Here is a 17773-nt window from a genome sequence, read left to right on the forward strand (position 1 = left end):
ACAGGGCGCGCGCAAAGCGTTGTTTAATCGTCGGGCGCACTCACCGACGTGCCCCTCATACGCTGTAGCCCACTCCAATAATTAATCCGGAGCTTCAGATGTCTGTATCGCCCCTGGCTGTTGCAACGCCCGCCGAACACCTGTCGCTCGAGGCGCTGGTGAGGCTGTTGGAAACGATTTTCCTGCGCCATGGCACCAGCGCCGACGTCGCGCACTGCCTGGCGCGCAACTGTGCCAGCGCCGAACGCGACGGCGCCCACAGCCATGGTGTATTCCGCATTCCCGGATACGTCTCGACCCTCAAGAGCGGTTGGGTCGACGGCCAGGCCGTGCCGCTGATCGAGGATGTGGCCCCGGCCTTTGTCCGGGTCGATGCCGGCAACGGTTTCGCCCAGCCGGCACTGGCGGCGGCGCGTGGGTTGCTGGTGGAAAAAGCCCGCCACGCCGGGATCGCCATCCTGGCCATCCGCAATTCCCATCACTTCGCTGCGCTGTGGCCGGACGTCGAGCCGTTCGCCGAGGAGGGGCTGGTGGCCTTGAGCGTGGTCAACAGCATGACCTGCGTGGTGCCCCACGGCGCCGACCGTCCGCTGTTCGGCACCAACCCGATCGCCTTCGCCGCGCCCCAGGCCGGCGGCAACCCGATTGTCTTCGACCTGGCCACCAGCGCCATCGCCCACGGCGACGTACAGATCGCCGCGCGCAAGGGCGAGCGCCTGCCGCCGGGCATGGGCGTGGACGGCCTCGGCCAGCCCACCGACGACCCGAAAGCCATCCTCGAAGGCGGCGCGCTGTTGCCGTTTGGCGGGCACAAGGGCTCGGCGCTGTCGATGATGGTCGAGCTGCTGGCGGCGGCGCTGACCGGGGGCAACTTCTCGTTCGAGTTCGACTGGTCCAACCACCCGGGGGCCAAGACTCCGTGGACCGGCCAGTTGCTGATCGTCATCGATCCGAGCAAGGGCGCCGGGCAGAGTTTCGCCGAGCGCAGCCAGGAGCTGATCCGGCAGATGCACGGGGTGGGGCTCAAGCGTTTGCCGGGGGACCGGCGCCATCTCCAGCGGGAGAAATCGTTGCGCGAGGGAATCGCCTTGCCGGCGGCCGAGCTGCAGCAGTTGCGGGAACTGGCGGGGTTGTAGGAGCCCCGGGCCCTGAATGCACGGACCAGGCGAGCGGGGCGCTGGCCTGGTCCGGTGGTTCGTTCAGGGGCGGGCGCGGGCGACGCTTACGAGCGACGGCCCAGCAACAGGCCGACCACCAGGCCGAAGCCGGCGGAAATCGCCACGGTCTGCCACGGATGGCCGCCGATGTATTGCTCGGTGGCGTCCACCACCGGCTTGCTGCGTTCGCGCACGCTGGACACCGAATCCAGTGCCTGCTTGAGTTTCAATCCGACCTGCTGGCGCAGCGTCTCGCCTTCCTCGCCGACCAGCGACGCGCTGTTTTTCAGCAGTTTTTCCGATTCTTCGATCAGCGCCTGCAGGTCGCTGAATGCCTGGTCCTTGATTTGTTCGTCAACCGCTTGCGCGGCAGTTTTACGAGCCATTGAGTTACTCCTTGCGGGTCAGTGATGCGATGAACAATGGAGTCGCGGGGGCGGCGAAAAGTTGCAGCTATTTTTCCGCCCGAGCCTGATGCCGGACGCAAAACCCCAACCGTCACAGTGTAAGATGTCGGCTATTTTACGCAGCAGGAAATTCCCATGAGCTTCAATCTGGCCAACAAGACCCTCGCCGAACGCGCGGAGATCGAAGATGAAAAGTCCCGCCTGTTCGATCTGTGGCAGAGCAACCTGGGCAAGGCCAAGGGCGAAGCCGCGCGGTTGTTCGGCGAGCGCGCCAAGCGCAAGGGCCGATGGGCCGAATGGGTGCGCTCGGAGCTGGACGGCATGTCGCCGCCGGAATACGCCAACATGGTGCGCAGCGAAGTCAATCGCCTGATGGCGGCGAACAAGTAACCGCGAAACTCTCGACAATCGCCTCGCGTACTTTCAGCACCACCGGATCGATCTGCGCGCTGGTGCGCCAGCCCAGCTCGATCGGGTAGCGCGGCAGGTCCAGCGGGCAGGGCAGCAACGCCAGCCCGCTCAACGCGGCAATGCTGCGCGCGGCATGCGCCGGAATGGTCGCCACCGCCTCGCTGCCCTTGAGCAGATGGGGCAACGCGGCAAAATGCGTGGTCGAGGCGCAGACCTGGCGGCTCAGACCCAGCGCTGCCAGAGCCTCGTCGGTAATCCCGATAAACCCTTGCGACGACACCAGCACATGCTCGCGGGCGACGAACTCGTCGAGGCCGATGGCCTGTTGCCCGGGCTTCAGGCTTGCCGGGTCCGCCAGGCACAGGTAGCTGCCTTCCCCCAACACCTGGCGGCTGAGCAGGCGCTCAGCGAACCCGCCGGCGCTGATGGCCAGGTCGATGCTGCGCTGCAACAGCGCCTCGCCGACGATCTGGCTGTGGCTCTGGCGAAAGATCAAGCGCAGCTTCGGCGCGCGCCGGGCCACAGCCTCGATCAGCTGTCGGCCATGGGCGATCTCGAAATCGTCCGACAGCCCGATCGCCACCGAGCGGCCCTGATACTGGCTGGCGTGGGGGTCGACCATGGCCAGGCTCTGCCGGCATTTGTCCAGGGCTTCGCTGACCACCGGCTTGAGCTGGTTGGCCCGCAGCGTCGGCGCCAGGCCACGGCCGGTGCGCACGAACAGCTGGTCGCCGTAGAGCTCGCGCAGGCGCCGCAGCGCCGCACTCATGGCCGATTGGGTGACGCCCAGGCGCAGGGCGGCGCGGCTGGCGCTGGACTCGTCGTGCAGCGCCTCGAAGGCCTTGAGCAGGTTGAGATCGACCTGGGCGATATTCATCTGGTTCATATCATTCAGTATCAGGGTGGGCTTTTCGCATGATCGGCGAGGGCCGGACAATGGGCAACACTTCATCACCCCAGGAGTTTTCCCGATGCCCAAGTCCGTTGTCGCCGCGTTGCAGATCGGCTCCCTGCCAGAGGGCAAGGCCGCCACCCTGGAACAGATCCTGTCCTATGAAACCGCCATCCTCGAGGCTGGCGCGCAGTTGGTGGTGATGCCCGAAGCCTTGCTCGGCGGTTACCCCAAGGGCGAGGGTTTCGGCACCCAGCTGGGCTATCGCCTGCCGGAAGGCCGCGACGCCTTCGCCCGCTATTTCGCCAATGCCGTCGAGGTGCCGGGCGCGGAAACCGAGGCCCTGGCCGGCCTTGCGGCGCGCACCGGAGCCAACCTGGTGCTGGGGGTGATCGAGCGCGCCGGCAGCACCCTGTATTGCACGGCGCTGTATTTCGACCCGCAGCACGGCCTGGTGGGCAAGCACCGCAAGCTGATGCCCACCGGCACCGAGCGGCTGATCTGGGGCAAGGGCGACGGCTCGACCCTGCCGGTGCTGGACACTCAGGTCGGCCGCGTCGGCGCGGTGATCTGCTGGGAAAACATGATGCCGCTGCTGCGCACCGCGATGTACGCCAAGGGTGTCGAGGTCTGGTGCGCGCCGACCGTGGACGAGCGCGAGATGTGGCAGGTCAGCATGCGCCACATCGCCCACGAAGGCCGCTGCTTTGTGGTCAGCGCCTGCCAGGTGCAGGCGTCGCCCCAGGCCCTGGGGCTGGAAATTGCCAACTGGCCCGCCGAGCGCCCGCTGATTGCCGGCGGCAGCGTGATTGTCGGGCCCATGGGCGAGGTGCTGGCCGGCCCGCTGGTGGGCCGCGCCGGCCTGCTGACGGCGCGGATCGACACCGCCGAACTGGTGCGGGCGCGTTACGACTACGACGTGGTCGGCCACTACGCGCGGCCGGATGTGTTCGAGTTGACGGTGGACGAGCGGGCCAAGGCCGGCGTGCGCTTTATCTGAGGCGGCGCCATTGCTCGCGGGTGATTTCCCAGAGATCCCGCGGCAGGCGGCCGCTGACGAAGTCGTCCTCGTCGCTGCCGACCCGGCGCATGCCGCTGCGTTCGGAAATCCGCCGCGAGCCGAGGTTCGGCGCGGCCTTGGGCACCCGCAACACCTCGCGCCCCAGCTCCTCGAACCAGTACTCGGTCACCACCGCGCTGGCTTCGCTCATGTAGCCCTGGCCTTGCCAGGTCGGGCCCAGCCAGAAGCCGCGGTTGTTGTCGGTTTCGTCCATCAGGCTGACGACGCCGATCAACTGTCCGGGGGCGCTTTTCAGGCGGATCGACCAGTGCCATTCCTCGCCGCGGGCGATGGCCGGCAGGGCAAGGTCGTGCAGATAGCTCAGGGCGCCGTCGGCCGGATAGGGCCAAGGCACTCGGGCGTTGAGGTAGCGCACCACATCCCAGTGCGGGAACTGCTGCTGGATGGCCTCGGCGTCGGCCAGCTCCAGCGGGCGCAGGATCAGCCGTTCGGTGTACAGGGTGGGGGTCGGTTGCATGGCCGGCGTACGTTCCTTGTGAGGGTGGTCAGGGGCAGCCCAGCACCAGGCGCTCGCTGAGAAAGTCGACGAACACTCGCAGCTTCGGCGGCCGATGTCGACTGCCGGGCCAGAGCACCGGGAACGGGCGGCGCTGGTGGTGCGGCTGATGCTGCACGAACAGCGCCGCGGCTGAACGGCTCGGGTTTCAGCGAAACTCGAACAACTCGTAGTGCAGGTTGCGCTCGGGAATCGCGCAGTCGCGCATCGACGCCTTGACCCGCTCCAGCAGGCCCTTGGGGCCACAGAAGCTGATCTGGACCTGCCGCGGGTCGGTGTCGCCGGCGAGCCGTTTCAGGGTGTCGCCCAGGCGTTCGGCGCCGTCCGTGTGGCCGATGAAATCCACCCCGCGTTCCTCGGCCAGGCCCTGCAGGGTGGACACGCTGGGGAACGCCCGCGACGGGTTACAGCAGTACACCAGGCTCGCCTTGTCGAACTGTCCGGCGGCGGCATCCTGCAACCAGGCGATAAAGGGCGAGATGCCCACGCCGCCGCCGATCCAGATTTCCCGTCCGGCTTGCAGCGGGCGCTGGAAGCGGCCATAGGGCGCGTAGACGTTGGCGCGCATGCCGACCTTGACCTGCTGGCGCAGCCGTTGCGTGTAGTCGCCCAGCGCGCGGATCACGAACTCGATGCGCCCGTCGCCGGCGTGGGCGCAGGCGATGGTGAACGGGTGCGGCTCGCGCAAGCCTTTTTCCTGCAGGGCGAGAAAGGCGAATTGCCCGGCCTGGAAGGCAAAGCCGCGATGCAGCGGGGTCAGCTCCAGGTGCAGGGCGTGCTTTTCCAGGCGCACCGCGCTGATCCGGTATTCGCCGGCCCGCGCCAGCCACGGGTAGAGCAGCAGCTTGTACAGGGCGCCGAGCAGGCCCAGGCCGCAGAGCAGGGTCAGCCAGATCCCCGAGGGCGTCTTGAGGGCTATCGGCGACTTGAAGCTCAGCCAGTGCAGGATGACGATCGCGAACAGCGGCCCGGACAGCTTGTGCCACCAGCGCCACTGGCCGTAGGGAATGTTGCGGTTCAGCGCCAGCAGCACGATCAGGCCGAGGGCGAGGTAACTCAGTTGCCGCACCATGCGCGTCCAGTACTTGGAAAGCTCGAGGATCGGCACGCTGTTCCAGCTGTCCAGGTTGGCCTTGAACACCAGGTGATAGCTGGCGCCGACCAGGGCCCAGATGCCCAGCCACTTGTGGGTCTCGTAGACCCGGTCGAGGCCGCCGAACAGCCGCTCGACCCAGCGCCAACGGCTGGCCAGCAGGCAGGACAGGGCCATGCAGGCCAGCGCGCTGGCGCCGAGGATCAGGCTCAGGGTGGCGGACGTCAGCCAGGTAACGCTGGGGATTTCCAGAAGTACGGTGAGGGTGGTGACCAGCAGGATGCCGAGCACCGGGTAGCGGGGTTTCACAGCGGGGACGCCTCCGGGTGGGCTGGCGCCGGCGTCGACGCTCAGAGTAGGTGGAGGGCGGCGCAACGGGGCGCGGCCTGGCGGCATTTTATCGGCCGCGCGGCGCCCCCGGACTGATCTGTATCAGCGCCTGCTCAGTAGGCGGGCAAGGGATGTTGGCGCAGCCAGTCCTGGGCGAAATCCAGGTAGGCGCGGACGATGTTCGAGGGCGGCTGGCGGTCCGGGTACAGCAGGTGCAGCTGCTGCTCCGGCATCGGCAGCCAGGGCAGCAGGGTTCGCAGGCGCCCATCGCGCAAGGCTTCGGCAGCGAGAAAGGCGGGGAGCTCGGTGACCACTTTGGCGGTCACGGCCAACTGGCGCAGGTGCAGGTAGTCGTTGGCGGCGAACAGCGGCTCGGGGCTGAAGGACTGCTCGCCCAGTTGCCAGCGTTCCCGGGCATAGGGATGGCGCGACCAGACGGCGCAGGGAAAGCCGCGCAGGTCGTCCGGCGTCTGCGGGGTGCCCAGGCGCTCCAGCAGCAACGGGCTGGCGACCAGCAGGTGGCGGTAGGTGGCGAGCAGGCGGGCCGGGCGGCCGTCGTCGAGCGGCGGTCCGGCGCGCAACGCCACGTCGACGCCGTCTTGCGCCAGGTCGCCCTCCGGTTCGTTGCCCCGTTCGCTGGTATAGACCGCCACCTGGACTTCGGGGTAACGCCGCTGGAAGGCGGCCAGCAGTTTCCACCAGCTCTCGAACGCCGCGGGCACGGACACACTCAGGCGGCCCTGCAAGCGCAATCGATCATTTCTGACAGCATGTTCGCCCTCGGCCAGGGCTTCGATACCGCGGCTGGCATGTTCGTAGAGCTGGCTGCCGGCGGCGGTCAGCCGGGGGCCGCGGGCGGAGCGTTCCAGCAGTTGCACGTCGAGGCTGCGTTCAAGTTCGCGAATGCCTCGGCGAATGGTGGCCAGGGGTAGTTGCAGCAGGTTGGCGGCAGACGAAATGCTGCCGCACTGGACCACGCTGACAAACATCCTGGCGGCGTTGAGATCCATGAGCGCTCCCAGTCGAAGATAGGGGAAAGCCTATCAGCTGCGGATCTTTGCGATCAAAAATGCGCGGCGCCCGGGGCATTTTTATCGCGGTTTCCGGCCGCGTCCGGCGGATCGCTGCGATCACTGTGTTCTCGACCCGCCGGGGTGCGTCTAGCAGCGATAGCTTCGCGGCGGTGCGGGGCAGAATGTGCGAGTCTGAACATGCAAGCGTTGTTGAACGAGATCCTCGACGAAGTCCGTCCCTTGATGGGCCAGGGCAAAGTGGCCAGCTACATCCCGGCCCTGGCCGATGTGCCGGCCAACCAGCTGGGGATTGCCGTCTACGGCAACGACGGCCAGGTATTCAGCGCCGGTGACGCCGATACGCCGTTCTCGGTGCAGAGCATTTCCAAGGTCTTCAGCCTGGTGCAGGCCATCGAACATTCCGGCGAGGCGATCTGGCAGCGCCTGGGCCACGAACCTTCCGGGCAACCCTTCAACTCCCTGGTGCAGCTGGAATTCGAACGCGGTCGCCCGCGCAACCCGTTCATCAACGCCGGAGCGCTGGTGATCTGCGATATCAACCAGTCGCGGTTCGCCGCGCCGGCGCTGTCGATGCGCGATTTCGTGCGGCGCCTGTCCGGCAATCGGCAGGTGCTGGTGGACGGCCGCGTCGCCGAGTCGGAGTACCAGCACCGCGCGCGCAACGCGGCGATGGCCTACCTGATGCAGTCCTTCGGCAATTTCCACAACGACGTCGAAGCGGTGTTGCGCAGCTACTTCAGCCACTGCGCGCTGCGCATGAGCTGCGTCGACCTGGCGCGGGCGTTCTGCTTCCTGGCCAACGACGGCTTCTGCAAGCACAGCGGCGAACAGATCCTCACCGCGCGCCAGACCCAGCAAGTCAACTCGATCATGGCCACCAGCGGGCTGTACGACGAGGCCGGCAATTTCGCCTACCGCGTCGGCCTGCCGGGCAAGAGCGGCGTGGGCGGCGGCATCGTCGCGGTGGTGCCGGGGCAGTTCACGGTGTGCGTGTGGTCGCCGGAATTGAACGCCGCCGGCAACTCGCTGGTGGGCATGGCCGCCCTGGAGCTGCTGAGCCAACGGATCGGCTGGTCGGTGTTCTAGGTGTTGCGACGGGGGCGAGTGCTACGCACTCGTGCGCAGCCTGCGGCAGCGGCTACAGGGCGGCGCGGTCGACGGTAGCCGCTGGCGAAGCCTGCGTACGAACGCGCAGCGTTCGCCAGCGATCTTGAGGCCTACCAGATGACGTTTGCGCTCTTCGGCAGGCTCAGCTGGCCCTTGTCGACAAAACGCTGGGTGCCGAACAGGCCGCCGGCGAGCTTGCCGCGCAGCACATAAGGCAGGTTGTCGAGGCTCTGGGTCTGGCCCAGGCCCAGGGTCTGGCGCAGCACGGAGAAAGCCGAGACGCTGACCGGCACCACCAGCACGCCCTCGGAGAAACGCCCGATGCTGCCGCTCTGGTCGCTGACCCCGGAGGCCAGCGGCCGGCCGTTGACCTCCAGGTCCAGGGCCACTCCGTTGTAGTCGATCGCGGTTTCGTTGGGGTTCTGCAGGCGCAGCTTGATGGCGAAACGCACTTCCAGGTCCTGGCTGGGCAACGGCTCGATGCCCACCACATTGATGGTCAGCGGGTCGCGCTGGGGAAACAGGGCGCAGGCGCTCAGGCTGAGCAACAGCAGGGAAAGGGCGAGGGTGAGAAGTCTGCGCATCGAGGTTCGTCTCTGCAAAAAGAAGGCCGTGCGAATCTAGCGCGACCTGGCCGCCGCCACAAATCGGCGCAACCCTCCAGCCTCACTCGGACGTGTAGGAGCGAGCTTGCTCGCGATGAACGATAACGCGGTCCATCGCGAGCAATGACGACATGGAGTCAAGCCTTGGCGCTGACGTCCGGGTCCTGCATGACCTTGAGGGTCGCCGCTTCCGGGTCGAATTCGTCTTCTTCCAGCTCGATGAATTCTTCCGGCAGGAATATGTTCAGCAGGATCGCGCACAGGGCGCCGACAGTGATCGGCGACTCGAAGATGTTGTGCAGCGCCTTGGGCAGTTCGCGCAACACTTCCGGCACCGCCGCCACGCCCAGGCCCATGCCGAGGGAAATGGCCACGATCAGCACGTTGCGTCGGTGCAGCCCGGCCTCGGCGAGGATCTTGATCCCGGCCACGGCCACGGTGCCGAACATGATCAGGGTGGCGCCGCCGAGCACCGGCTTGGGCATCAGTTGCAGCACCGCGCCGATCACCGGGAACAGCCCCAGCAGCACCAGCAGGCCGGCGATGAAGTACGCCACGTAGCGGCTGGCCACGCCGGTCAGCTGGATCACCCCGTTGTTCTGGGCGAAGGTGACCATCGGCAGGCTGTTGAACACCGCGGCCACCGCCGAGTTGAAACCGTCGGCCAGCAGGCCCGACTTGATGCGCTTGATGTACAGCGGGCCCTTGACCGGCTGCTGGGAAATCATCGAGTTGGCAGTCAGGTCGCCGGCCGCTTCCAACGGCGAGATCAGGAAAATCACCGCCAGCGGAATGAAGGCGATCAGGTCGAAGGAGAAGCCGTACTTGAACGGCACCGGCACGCTGACCAGCGGCACGTCCGGCATCGCCGCGAGGTCGACCCGCCCCAGCAGCCAGGCGACGACGAAGCCCAGGGTCAGGCCGATGACGATCGAGCCCAGGCGCAGCATCGGGTGGCTGAAACGGTTGAGGACGACAATGGTCAGCAGCACCAGCGCGGCTAGCCCCAGGTTGCTGGCGGCGCCCAGGTCCGGGGCGCCGAAGCCGCCGGCCATGTCGGTGACCGCCACCTTGATCAGCGACAGGCCCATCAGGGTGATGATGGTGCCGGTGACCACCGGGGTGATCAGCTTGCGCAGCTTGCCGATGAACTGGCTGAGGAACATCTCGATAAAGGCCGCGCAGAAGCAGATGCCGAAGATGGTCGAGAGGATGTCTTCGTTGCTGCCGCCGCGGCCCTTGACCATCAGGCCGGCGCTGAGCAGCACACTGATAAAGGAAAAACTGGTGCCCTGCACGCACAACAGCCCGGAGCCGATCGGCCCCAGGCGCCGGGCCTGGACGAAGGTGCCCAGGCCCGAGACGAACAGCGCCATGCTGATCAGGTAGGGCGTTTCATCTTGCAGGCCGAGCACGCCGCCGAAGATCAGGGTCGGGGAGATGATGCCGACGAAACTCGCCAGCACGTGTTGCAGCGCGGCGAAGATCGCCGCGCTGAAGTGCGGGCGGTCCTCCAGGCCGTAGATCAGGTCGGACTTGTAACGCGGCGTGGAGCGATCAGGTGCGGTCATGGGAAAAAGCCTGCCAATGACGTGTCGATAGGGCATGAAACACGTGGAAAAAAAGGGGCGCGACACGGGGTGGCATAGGGCGCAAGGCAACCTCTGCGGACCCGGTCGGAAAAATGGAGGCGCAGGATGCCAGAAAGGTGGCCGGGCCAGAAGGGCTGACGGGCTCGCGGAGGAAAACTTCGACAAATTATTGATCGGGCCTGTGCGACGTCCCGGGCCTGCCAGGAAACGCCCGGCGCCTGCTGCGCAGTCATACGCAGCCTGCGGCAGCGGCTACAGGGATTGCGTTGTCCGTGTAGCCGCTGTCGAGCCCGCGAGGCTGCGTACGGCAACGCAGTGGCCGCAAAACCTGGATGTGCGGTCTGCCTGGAACAGCGCGGAGCCTGATTTAGCGCCTGCTGCGCAGTCGTGCGCAGCCTGCGGCAGCGGCTACAGGGATTGCGTTGTCCGTGTAGCCGCTGCCGAGCCTGCGAGGCTGCGTACGGCCACGCAGTGGCCGCAAAACCTGGATGTGCGGTCTGCCTGGAACAGCGCGGTGCTTGATTTGGCGCCTGCTGCGCAGTCATACGCAGCCTGCGGCAGCGGCTACAGGGATTGCGTTGTCCGTGTAGCCGCTGTCGAGCCGGCGAGGCTGCGTACGGCAACGCAGTGGCCGCAAAACCTGAGTCCGTGATCTGCCTGGGCGGCTACAGGGCCTGCCCGAAGGCGGCCAGCAGGTCTTCCTCGAAGGCCCGCTGGGCGTCGCCGGGAACCTGGGCGCGGTGGCGGGCGAGGAAGAAGCCCACGTCGTAGCTGAGTTCTTCGGGGCGCAGGGTCTTGAGCAGGCCTCGATCTTCCCAGGCGCGGGCGAAGTGGCTGGGCAGGTAGCCGATGTGCTGGCCCGAAAGGATGAAGGTCAGGGTCGCTTCGACCTGCTGCGAGCAGGCCGAACCGGGCACGCCCCGCAAGGGTTCGTCGTTGCGCAACAGCCGGTAGCTGTGGTCGACCTTGTCGGCGTTGTGCAGGGTGTGCAGGTCCGGGTGCTCCTGGTCGAACAGCGGATGGCCGCGCCCGCAGTACAGGTGCTGGGTTTCCGTGAACAGTTGCTGGTAGTCGAAGGCATTCTGCACCTGGGAGAAATAGCCGATCGCCAGGTCCAGGCGCTGCTGCAACAGCAGGCGTTCCATTTCGCCAGTCATGGCGCTCATCAATTCGATCCGCACCGCTTCGTCGCGCTGGCGAAAGCGCCGGATCGCCTCGGCGACTTTTTGCAGCACCGCGGCGTCCAAGGCCTCGGACAAACCCAGGCGCACTTCGCCGAGCAAGCGCCCGGCAACGCCGTTGGATTGATGGCGGAACTGCTCGATGGACGCGAACAGCCCGCGCGTGGCCAGCAGCAATTGTTCGCCCTTGGGCGTCAGCCGGAACCCGCCCTTGCCACGGCTGCACAGGCGATAACCCAGGCGGGTCTCCAGCTTGGCCATCTGCTGGCTGATGCTCGACTGGCCGAGCCCCAGCTCGCCCTGGGCGGCACTGAAACCGCCGCATTCGACCACGCAGACGAACAGGCGCAGCAGGTGCAGGTCGAGGTCGTGCAATTGACCGAGCATCAAACATTACTCCGGGCGAATGTCAGGTTAATACACTTGATATTTTTCCAATGTATCGAGCGGTGCACGCTGCGGCCACACATTCCTCGCAGGTAGCCCGTCATGCGTTCGCTTTTTCGCTGGTGTATTCCCGCCGTGCTGCTGGCCACGCTGGCGCCGGCCGAAGCCGGGCAACGGGTGGTCAACCTCTACAGCTGGGCCGACTACGTACCGCCGCAGACCCTGCAGCGTTTCGAGCAGGACAGCGGCATCCAGGTGCGCTACGACACCTTCGACACCCCGGAGGTGCTGGAAACCAAGCTGCTCACCGGCGGCAGCGGCTATGACGTGGTGCTGCCGTCGTCCAGCGTGCTGGCCCGGGCCCTGGCGGCCGGGGCGCTGAAGGAGATCGACCGCGACAGCCTCAAGGGCTACGCCAACCTCGACCCCGACCTGCTGCGCAAGCTGGCCGCGGTCGATCCCGGCAACCGCTTCGCCGTGCCTTACACCTGGGGCACCCTGGGCCTGGGGCTCAACCTCGAAGCGGTGCGCCAGCGCTTGCCGCAGGTGCCGCTGAACAGCCTCGACCTGCTGTTCAAGCCCGAATACGCCAGCCGCCTCAAGGACTGCGGGATCGCTATCCTCGATTCGCCGCAAGAGGTGATTGGCCTGGCCCTGCATTACCTCGGCAAGGACCCCTACAGCAGCGACCCCGGCGAGCTGGCCGCGGCGCAAGCCTTGCTCCGGCAGTTGCAACCCTCGGTGCTGTACGTCGCCAGCGGCCGGCAGATCAACGACCTGGCCAATGGCAGCGTGTGCCTGGCGCTGACCTACAACGGCGATGCCAGCCTCGCCGCCGACCAGGCGCGCAAGGCCGGCAAGCCGTTTACCGTGGCCTATCGCATCCCCCGCGAAGGCACCCTGGTGTGGCAGGACAACCTGGCCATCCCCAAGGACGCGCCGCACCCGGAAGAGGCCCGGGCGTTCATCGAATTCCTGCTGCGCCCGGAGTCGGTGGCGCCGTTGACCAACAGCCTGTTTTTCGCCACGGCCAACCAGGCGGCTACGCCCCTGGTGGACGCAGCCGTGCGCAACGACCCGGATCTTTACCCGCCCGCCGAGGTTCGCGAGCGGCTGTACGCCGATCGCAGCATGAGCCTCAAGGACATGCGCCAGCGCACCCGCCTCTGGAGCAGTTTCCGTAGCCGCCAACCCTAAGGACGATCCCATGGATATCGCCAACCGCAACGACCAGGCCATCACCCGCGACAGCCTGTACGGCACCGCCGCCGAAAGCACCTACGCCGGCATCACCAGTTTTATGCGCCGGCGCTACAGCCGCGACCTGCGCGGCGTGGACGTGGCGGTCAGCGGCGTGCCGTTCGACACTGCCACCAGCAACCGCCCCGGCGCGCGTTTCGGCCCGCGGGGGATTCGCGCGGCGTCCAGCGGCATTGCCTGGGAACGCCATTGGCCATGGACCTTCGACCCGTTCGACCATTTGGCGGTGGTCGACTACGGCGATTGCGCCTTCGATTCCGGGGTGCCGCAGTCGGTGCCGGAAAGCATCGAGGCCCATGCCGAGCGCATCCTCGCCAGCGGCAGCGCGATGCTGACCTTCGGCGGCGACCACTTCATCACCTATCCGCTGCTCAAGGCCCATGCCCGCCAGCACGGGCCGCTGGCGCTGATCCACTTCGACGCCCACAGCGACACCTGGCCGGACGAGGAGGGCAAGCGCATCGACCACGGCACCATGTTCTGGCACGCGGCCCGGGAAGGGCTGGTGGACCCGGCGTGCTCGGTGCAGATCGGCCTGCGCACCACCAACGACGACCACCAGGGCTTTGCGGTGCTGGACGCGCGCCAGGTGCATCGGCGCGGCTGCGAGGCGATCGTCGAGGCGATCCGCCAGCGGGTCGGCGACCAGCCGGTGTACCTGACGTTCGACATCGACTGCCTCGACCCGGCCTTCGCCCCGGGTACCGGCACCCCGGTGTGCGGCGGCCTGAGCACGGTGCAGGCGCTGGAGATCCTCGGCGGCCTGCGCGGCATCAACCTGGTGGGCATGGACGTGGTGGAAGTCGCCCCGGCCTACGACAGCGCGGAAATCACTTCGCTGGCGGCGGCCACCCTGGCGATGGAAATGCTCTGCCTGTATGCGGCGCGGCATAAGGTCGATCTGTAGAGCGCCTGGGCGTTGCACCCACCCTGTAGGAGCAGCTGGTCGACGTGCGATGGCTCGCGATGGCGGCCTGGAGAACGCCGTTGGCCTCGAGGGCTTTATCGCTAGCGCTGGCTCCTACAGAGGTTGCGTCGCCCTCTCGCAGCGCGATGCAGACTGCTGACAGTTCCTGACAGGGGGCTCTGCTAAGCTGCGCCGATCTTTCCCTGCCGAGCCTGCCGCCGTGTCGCGCACCACGCGTTTATTGACCTTGTTACAAGTGTTGCGCGGCAAGCGCTGCCCGGTGACCGCCGCGACCCTGGCGGCGGAGCTGGAAGTTTCCGAGCGCACCCTGTACCGCGACATCGCCGAGCTGACCGCCCTGGGCGCGCCGATCCATGGCGAGGCCGGGATCGGTTATGTGCTGCGCAGCGGCCTGTTCCTGCCGCCGCTGATGCTCAGCGCCGACGAAGCCGAGGCCATCGTGCTCGGCCTGCGTTATGTCGACCAGCGCGGCGACGAGGTGCTTGGCAAGGCCGCCGCCGATGCCCTGGCGAAGATCGCCGCGGTGCTGGCGCCGGCGGCCCGCGAGGCGCTGCATAACCCGACCGTGCTGCCCGGCCCGCCGGCGTGCGGTTATCCGGAAAACCGGGTGCCGCTGAGCGTGTGGCGCCAGGCTATCCGCGAGCAGGCCAAGCTGCATATCGACTACGCCGACGTGAACCAGACCCCGAGCCAGCGCCTGGTCTGGCCGCTGGCCCTGGGCTTCATGAACGAGGCACGGGTGATCGTCGCCTGGTGCGAGTTGCGCGGCGATTTCCGCACCTTCCGCACCGACCGGATCAGTGCCGCGAGCGAGCAGGGCGAGCGTTATCCGGGGCGCCGCAGCGACCTGTTGCGCAGTTGGCGCCAGCGCATGCAACTGGACGATGCCGGGCGCTTCACTCCTGACAAGAACTGACGCGACGGCGTTTTAGCATGGCGGCAGAACCGATCAACAAGGAGTTGCCGCACCATGTCCAGCCCAACCCAATTCCTCGCGCCGGCGATCATCGCTTACCTGGCGGCCGCCAATGGCCGGGACAGTTCCAGCGTCGCCAGTTTCTTCGCCGCTGACGCCCAGGTGTTCGACGAAGGCCAGCACCAGGCGGGCGCCCAGGCCATCGCCCGATGGATGGACGACACCGGCCGCCGTTACCAGCCACGGCTGGAGGTGCTCAAGGTCCAGCAGCGCACCGGCAAGGTGCTGGTGGACAACCTGATCTCCGGCAGCTTCCCCGGCAGCCCGCTGGAATTGCGCTACGTGTTCCGCCTCGACGAACAGGGCAAGATCACCCGCCTGGATATCTCGCTGTAACCAACGCCAGAGCGCAGGCCAGGTTTTGCGGCCACTGCGCAGCCTCGCGGGCTCGGCAGCGGCTACACGGGCGACGCGCTTCCTGTAGCCGCTGCCGCCTGCTGCGCACGACTGCGCAGCAGGCGCCAGGGCCGCGTGGCATACTGCGGGCCTCTTTGCGGATGGGTGGATTCCATGCCTTTCGATTCTCCCCTCAGCGCTTATCAGCACGCTCTCCAGGAACGCGGCTTTGTCGCCGATGCCGCCCAGGAACGGGCGATGCAGGCGCTGCAGCAGTGCCATGCCGCCTTGCACGCCGGGCGGCGCCCGATCCAGGGGGTCTACCTCTGGGGGCCGGTAGGGCGCGGCAAGACCTGGCTGATGGACCAGTTCTACCAAAGCCTCGACGTGCCGGCGCGGCGTCAGCATTTCCACCATTTCATGGGCTGGGTCCATCAGCGTTCGTTCCAGCTGACCGGCACCGCCGACCCGTTGCAGGCCCTGGCCTGGGAACTCGCCGAAGAGGTGCGGGTGCTGTGTTTCGACGAGCTGTTCGTCAACGACATCGGCGACGCGATCATTCTTGGGCGGCTGTTCCAGGTGATGTTCGAGGAGGGCGTGGTGATGGTCTGCACCTCCAACCAGCCGCCGCAACAGCTGTATGCCGACGGCTTCAACCGCGAGCGTTTCCTGCCGGCGATCAGCGCGATCGAGGAGCATATGCAGGTGGTGGCGGTGGACGGCGATCAAGACCATCGCCTGCACCCGGGGGCCGCGACCCAGCGTTACTGGGTCACCCCGGCCGGCCAGCCCAGTGCCCTGGGCCCGGTCTTCGAGCGGTTGGCGGCGGGGCAGGCAGTGTCCAGCGCGGTGTTGCCGGTGGGCTATCGCGACGTCAAGGTGATCAAGGCCAGCGAACAGGTGCTCTGGTGCCGTTTCGCCGACCTGTGCGAGCAGCCGTTCGCCGCGATGGATTTCATGGCGCTGTGCGACCGTTTCAAGGCGATCCTGCTCGGCGAGGTGCCGGAACTCAGCGCCCAGCAGCGTCCGGGACGCATTGCCCGGGGTACCGAGGACGGGGCCGAGCGGGTGGCGGCCGGCGACCGCGAGCTGCCGCAATTGTCGGTGCACGACGACAGCGTGCGGCGCTTCATCGCCCTGGTCGACGAGTGTTACGACCGCAAGGTGCCGCTGTACCTCGAAGCCCGGGTGCCGATGGAGGCCTTGTACACCGAGGGCTACCTGGAGTTTCCATTCCGCCGTACCCTCAGCCGTCTAAGGGAGATGCAGCTGCAGCGTTTCGGCTGACGACGCCCGCCGACCTGAACGGGAGACCTGACCGTGAACCAGCCCCTGTCCCATCATCTGCTGACCATGGCCTACCAGAACGCCTGGGCCAACCATCGCCTGGGCAAGGCCTGGGAAGTGTTGAGCCCGAGCGAGCTGGCAGCGCCGCGGGTGAGCTTCTTTCCCAGCCTGAAAGCCACCCTCAATCACATCCTTACCTGCGACTGGTTCTACCTCGACGCCCTGGAGCGCGAGCAGCGCGGCGAGCCACCGCGGGTCGATTGCTATGTGTTTTTCGACGACGAGCAACCCTTCACCGAGGCCGTCGACCTGCGTCGTGAGCAGGCGCTGGCGGACCGCCGTTTGATCGCCTATTGCGAGCAACTGCGGGACGCCGACTTGCAACGCATTGTCACCATCGCCCGGGACACGCCGCAGCGCGATACCCGGCTGCGCATGCTCTCGCACTTGTTCGAGCACCAGTTGCACCACCGCGGCCAGGTCCACGCCATGCTCAGCGGCACTCGGGTGGCGCCGCCGCAGCTGGACGAATTTTTCTGCGCCGGCGAGGCGGCCCTGCGCGCCGAAGACTTCGCCGAACTGGGCTGGAGCGAGGCGCAGATCTGGGGGCGGGACGTTTAAGCCGCTACCCCCTCGTTTCGTCATGGGCCGATGTTTACAATCCTTGTTCGCGGGTGCCGTACCCGGATCAATCGAACCGTTGAGGACAGACATGGACGTTGCAGACGTATTGGTGCTTCAGGCCAGCTACACCAACCCGGTACACGCCGAGGCGATTGCCTCGGTGCTCGATCACTATGCCCGGGACCCCATGGGCGGCGGCCAGCCGCTGGACGCCGATATGCTGCAGCAACTGCCCGGCGAACTGGCCAAGCGGCCCCACGCCTTCAGCGTGCTGGCTTTCGTCGGCGGCGAGCCAGCCGGGCTGGTGAATTGCTTCGAGGGGTTTTCGACCTTTGCCGGGCGGCCGCTGGTCAATGTGCACGACGTCTCGGTGGTGGATAAATTCCGCGGCCTGGGCTTGAGCCAGAAGATGCTGCTCAAGGTCGAGGAGATCGCCCGCCAGCGCGGGTGCTGCAAGATCACCCTGGAAGTGCTGGAGGGCAACGCCGTGGCCCAGGCTTCCTACCGCAAGTTCGGTTTCGACGATGCTGGGCTCGATCCCCGCCATGGGCGGATGCTGTTCTGGAATAAAACGCTGTAAGTCTTCGGA

Annotated in this window: 20 protein-coding genes; 11 read left to right on the forward strand and 9 right to left on the reverse strand. The window is 66.8% G+C overall.

Going from position 1 to position 17773, the window contains the following annotated elements; all coding sequences use genetic code 11:
- Positions 1-98: 98 nt before the first annotated feature.
- Positions 99-1136 (forward strand): Ldh family oxidoreductase, encoded by a 1038-nt coding sequence (locus BTN82_RS13760; protein WP_075119661.1) that lies wholly within the window; start codon positions 99-101, stop codon positions 1134-1136.
- Between the two features lie 86 nt (positions 1137-1222).
- Here BTN82_RS13760 and BTN82_RS13765 read toward each other — a convergent pair whose 3' ends face one another.
- A complete protein-coding gene (locus BTN82_RS13765; RefSeq protein WP_075119662.1) occupies positions 1223-1543 on the reverse strand; it encodes a YqjD family protein in 321 nt (106 codons plus the stop codon).
- A 156-nt stretch (positions 1544-1699) separates the two neighbouring features.
- Here BTN82_RS13765 and BTN82_RS13770 point away from each other — a divergent pair, with 156 nt between their 5' ends.
- Positions 1700-1954 carry a hypothetical protein gene (locus BTN82_RS13770; RefSeq protein WP_075119663.1) on the forward strand — a complete coding sequence of 85 codons (255 nt, stop codon included), beginning with the start codon at positions 1700-1702 and terminating at the stop codon, positions 1952-1954.
- Here BTN82_RS13770 and BTN82_RS13775 read toward each other — a convergent pair.
- On the reverse strand, positions 1926-2861 hold the full coding sequence (locus tag BTN82_RS13775) for a LysR family transcriptional regulator (RefSeq protein ID WP_075119664.1): 936 nt from the start codon (positions 2859-2861) through the stop codon (positions 1926-1928). The genes BTN82_RS13770 and BTN82_RS13775 overlap by 29 nt on opposite strands.
- An 85-nt stretch (positions 2862-2946) precedes the next feature.
- Between BTN82_RS13775 and BTN82_RS13780 the strand changes: the two genes are divergently transcribed.
- Positions 2947-3867 carry a carbon-nitrogen hydrolase family protein gene (locus BTN82_RS13780; protein WP_075119665.1) on the forward strand — a complete coding sequence of 307 codons (921 nt, stop codon included), beginning with the start codon at positions 2947-2949 and terminating at the stop codon, positions 3865-3867.
- Here BTN82_RS13780 and BTN82_RS13785 read toward each other — a convergent pair.
- The 4 genes from BTN82_RS13785 to BTN82_RS13795 form a co-directional block, all read right to left on the reverse strand.
- On the reverse strand, positions 3860-4405 hold the full coding sequence (locus tag BTN82_RS13785; protein WP_075119666.1) for a GNAT family N-acetyltransferase: 546 nt from the start codon (positions 4403-4405) through the stop codon (positions 3860-3862). The genes BTN82_RS13780 and BTN82_RS13785 overlap by 8 nt on opposite strands.
- Before the next feature lie 28 nt (positions 4406-4433).
- Positions 4434-4562: a hypothetical protein gene (locus BTN82_RS31545; protein WP_261792969.1), complete on the reverse strand. Its 129-nt coding sequence runs from the start codon at positions 4560-4562 to the stop codon at positions 4434-4436.
- Between the two features lie 30 nt (positions 4563-4592).
- Positions 4593-5846 carry a ferric reductase-like transmembrane domain-containing protein gene (locus BTN82_RS13790; protein WP_075119667.1) on the reverse strand — a complete coding sequence of 418 codons (1254 nt, stop codon included), beginning with the start codon at positions 5844-5846 and terminating at the stop codon, positions 4593-4595.
- Positions 5847-5980: 134 nt separating this feature from the next.
- On the reverse strand, positions 5981-6877 hold the full coding sequence (locus BTN82_RS13795; protein WP_075119668.1) for a LysR family transcriptional regulator: 897 nt from the start codon (positions 6875-6877) through the stop codon (positions 5981-5983).
- 201 nt (positions 6878-7078) lie between these two features.
- On the opposite strand from BTN82_RS13795, the gene glsB reads away from it, so the two are divergent.
- A complete protein-coding gene (gene glsB, locus BTN82_RS13800) occupies positions 7079-7987 on the forward strand; it encodes a glutaminase B (protein ID WP_075119669.1) in 909 nt (302 codons plus the stop codon).
- 131 nt (positions 7988-8118) lie between these two features.
- Here the strand turns inward: glsB and BTN82_RS13805 are convergent, their stop codons facing one another.
- The 3 genes from BTN82_RS13805 to BTN82_RS13815 all read right to left on the reverse strand — a co-directional run bounded on the left by BTN82_RS13805 (position 8119) and on the right by BTN82_RS13815 (position 11773).
- Positions 8119-8592 (reverse strand): LEA type 2 family protein, encoded by a 474-nt coding sequence (locus BTN82_RS13805; RefSeq protein WP_075119670.1) that lies wholly within the window; start codon positions 8590-8592, stop codon positions 8119-8121.
- A gap of 158 nt (positions 8593-8750) precedes the next feature.
- Positions 8751-10184 (reverse strand): nucleobase:cation symporter-2 family protein, encoded by a 1434-nt coding sequence (locus tag BTN82_RS13810; protein WP_075119671.1) that lies wholly within the window; start codon positions 10182-10184, stop codon positions 8751-8753.
- A gap of 686 nt (positions 10185-10870) precedes the next feature.
- Complete coding sequence (locus BTN82_RS13815) at positions 10871-11773, reverse strand: LysR family transcriptional regulator (RefSeq protein ID WP_075119672.1); 903 nt, start codon at positions 11771-11773, stop codon at positions 10871-10873.
- A gap of 102 nt (positions 11774-11875) precedes the next feature.
- Here BTN82_RS13815 and BTN82_RS13820 point away from each other — a divergent pair, with 102 nt between their 5' ends.
- The 7 genes from BTN82_RS13820 (at position 11876) to BTN82_RS13850 (ending at position 17764) form a co-directional block, all read left to right on the forward strand.
- On the forward strand, positions 11876-12970 hold the full coding sequence (locus tag BTN82_RS13820) for an extracellular solute-binding protein (RefSeq protein ID WP_075119673.1): 1095 nt from the start codon (positions 11876-11878) through the stop codon (positions 12968-12970).
- Between the two features lie 10 nt (positions 12971-12980).
- Entirely contained in the window at positions 12981-13940 is a 960-nt protein-coding gene (speB, locus tag BTN82_RS13825; RefSeq protein WP_075119674.1) for an agmatinase, read from the forward strand.
- 220 nt (positions 13941-14160) lie between these two features.
- The gene (locus tag BTN82_RS13830; protein ID WP_075119675.1) at positions 14161-14877 is read left to right on the forward strand and encodes a helix-turn-helix transcriptional regulator; all 717 of its coding nucleotides are present in this window, start codon (positions 14161-14163) and stop codon (positions 14875-14877) included.
- A 54-nt stretch (positions 14878-14931) separates the two neighbouring features.
- Positions 14932-15273 carry a nuclear transport factor 2 family protein gene (locus BTN82_RS13835; RefSeq protein WP_075119676.1) on the forward strand — a complete coding sequence of 114 codons (342 nt, stop codon included), beginning with the start codon at positions 14932-14934 and terminating at the stop codon, positions 15271-15273.
- Between the two features lie 174 nt (positions 15274-15447).
- Complete coding sequence (gene zapE, locus BTN82_RS13840; protein WP_075119677.1) at positions 15448-16560, forward strand: cell division protein ZapE; 1113 nt, start codon at positions 15448-15450, stop codon at positions 16558-16560.
- A gap of 33 nt (positions 16561-16593) precedes the next feature.
- Positions 16594-17181, forward strand: a complete 588-nt coding sequence (locus BTN82_RS13845) for a DinB family protein (protein WP_075119678.1) — start codon at positions 16594-16596, stop codon at positions 17179-17181.
- 91 nt (positions 17182-17272) lie between these two features.
- The gene (locus BTN82_RS13850; protein ID WP_075119679.1) at positions 17273-17764 is read left to right on the forward strand and encodes a GNAT family N-acetyltransferase; all 492 of its coding nucleotides are present in this window, start codon (positions 17273-17275) and stop codon (positions 17762-17764) included.
- Positions 17765-17773: the final 9 nt, after the last annotated feature.

Origin of the sequence: Pseudomonas chlororaphis, assembly GCF_001921865.1 — a bacterium.
Lineage (GTDB): Bacteria > Pseudomonadota > Gammaproteobacteria > Pseudomonadales > Pseudomonadaceae > Aquipseudomonas > Aquipseudomonas chlororaphis_D.

What these genes read in the sequence shown, in the direction of transcription:
- BTN82_RS13760 (WP_075119661.1), top strand. Translation starts at nt 99, where the DNA reads ATGTCTGTATCGCCCCTGGCTGTTGCAACGCCCGCCGAACACCTGTCG.
- BTN82_RS13765 (WP_075119662.1), bottom strand. Translation starts at nt 1,543, where the DNA reads ATGGCTCGTAAAACTGCCGCGCAAGCGGTTGACGAACAAATCAAGGAC.
- BTN82_RS13770 (WP_075119663.1), top strand. Translation starts at nt 1,700, where the DNA reads ATGAGCTTCAATCTGGCCAACAAGACCCTCGCCGAACGCGCGGAGATC.
- BTN82_RS13775 (WP_075119664.1), bottom strand. Translation starts at nt 2,861, where the DNA reads ATGAACCAGATGAATATCGCCCAGGTCGATCTCAACCTGCTCAAGGCC.
- BTN82_RS13780 (WP_075119665.1), top strand. Translation starts at nt 2,947, where the DNA reads ATGCCCAAGTCCGTTGTCGCCGCGTTGCAGATCGGCTCCCTGCCAGAG.
- BTN82_RS13785 (WP_075119666.1), bottom strand. Translation starts at nt 4,405, where the DNA reads ATGCAACCGACCCCCACCCTGTACACCGAACGGCTGATCCTGCGCCCG.
- BTN82_RS13795 (WP_075119668.1), bottom strand. Translation starts at nt 6,877, where the DNA reads ATGGATCTCAACGCCGCCAGGATGTTTGTCAGCGTGGTCCAGTGCGGC.
- glsB (WP_075119669.1), top strand. Translation starts at nt 7,079, where the DNA reads ATGCAAGCGTTGTTGAACGAGATCCTCGACGAAGTCCGTCCCTTGATG.
- BTN82_RS13805 (WP_075119670.1), bottom strand. Translation starts at nt 8,592, where the DNA reads ATGCGCAGACTTCTCACCCTCGCCCTTTCCCTGCTGTTGCTCAGCCTG.
- BTN82_RS13810 (WP_075119671.1), bottom strand. Translation starts at nt 10,184, where the DNA reads ATGACCGCACCTGATCGCTCCACGCCGCGTTACAAGTCCGACCTGATC.
- BTN82_RS13815 (WP_075119672.1), bottom strand. Translation starts at nt 11,773, where the DNA reads ATGCTCGGTCAATTGCACGACCTCGACCTGCACCTGCTGCGCCTGTTC.
- BTN82_RS13820 (WP_075119673.1), top strand. Translation starts at nt 11,876, where the DNA reads ATGCGTTCGCTTTTTCGCTGGTGTATTCCCGCCGTGCTGCTGGCCACG.
- speB (WP_075119674.1), top strand. Translation starts at nt 12,981, where the DNA reads ATGGATATCGCCAACCGCAACGACCAGGCCATCACCCGCGACAGCCTG.
- BTN82_RS13835 (WP_075119676.1), top strand. Translation starts at nt 14,932, where the DNA reads ATGTCCAGCCCAACCCAATTCCTCGCGCCGGCGATCATCGCTTACCTG.
- zapE (WP_075119677.1), top strand. Translation starts at nt 15,448, where the DNA reads ATGCCTTTCGATTCTCCCCTCAGCGCTTATCAGCACGCTCTCCAGGAA.
- BTN82_RS13850 (WP_075119679.1), top strand. Translation starts at nt 17,273, where the DNA reads ATGGACGTTGCAGACGTATTGGTGCTTCAGGCCAGCTACACCAACCCG.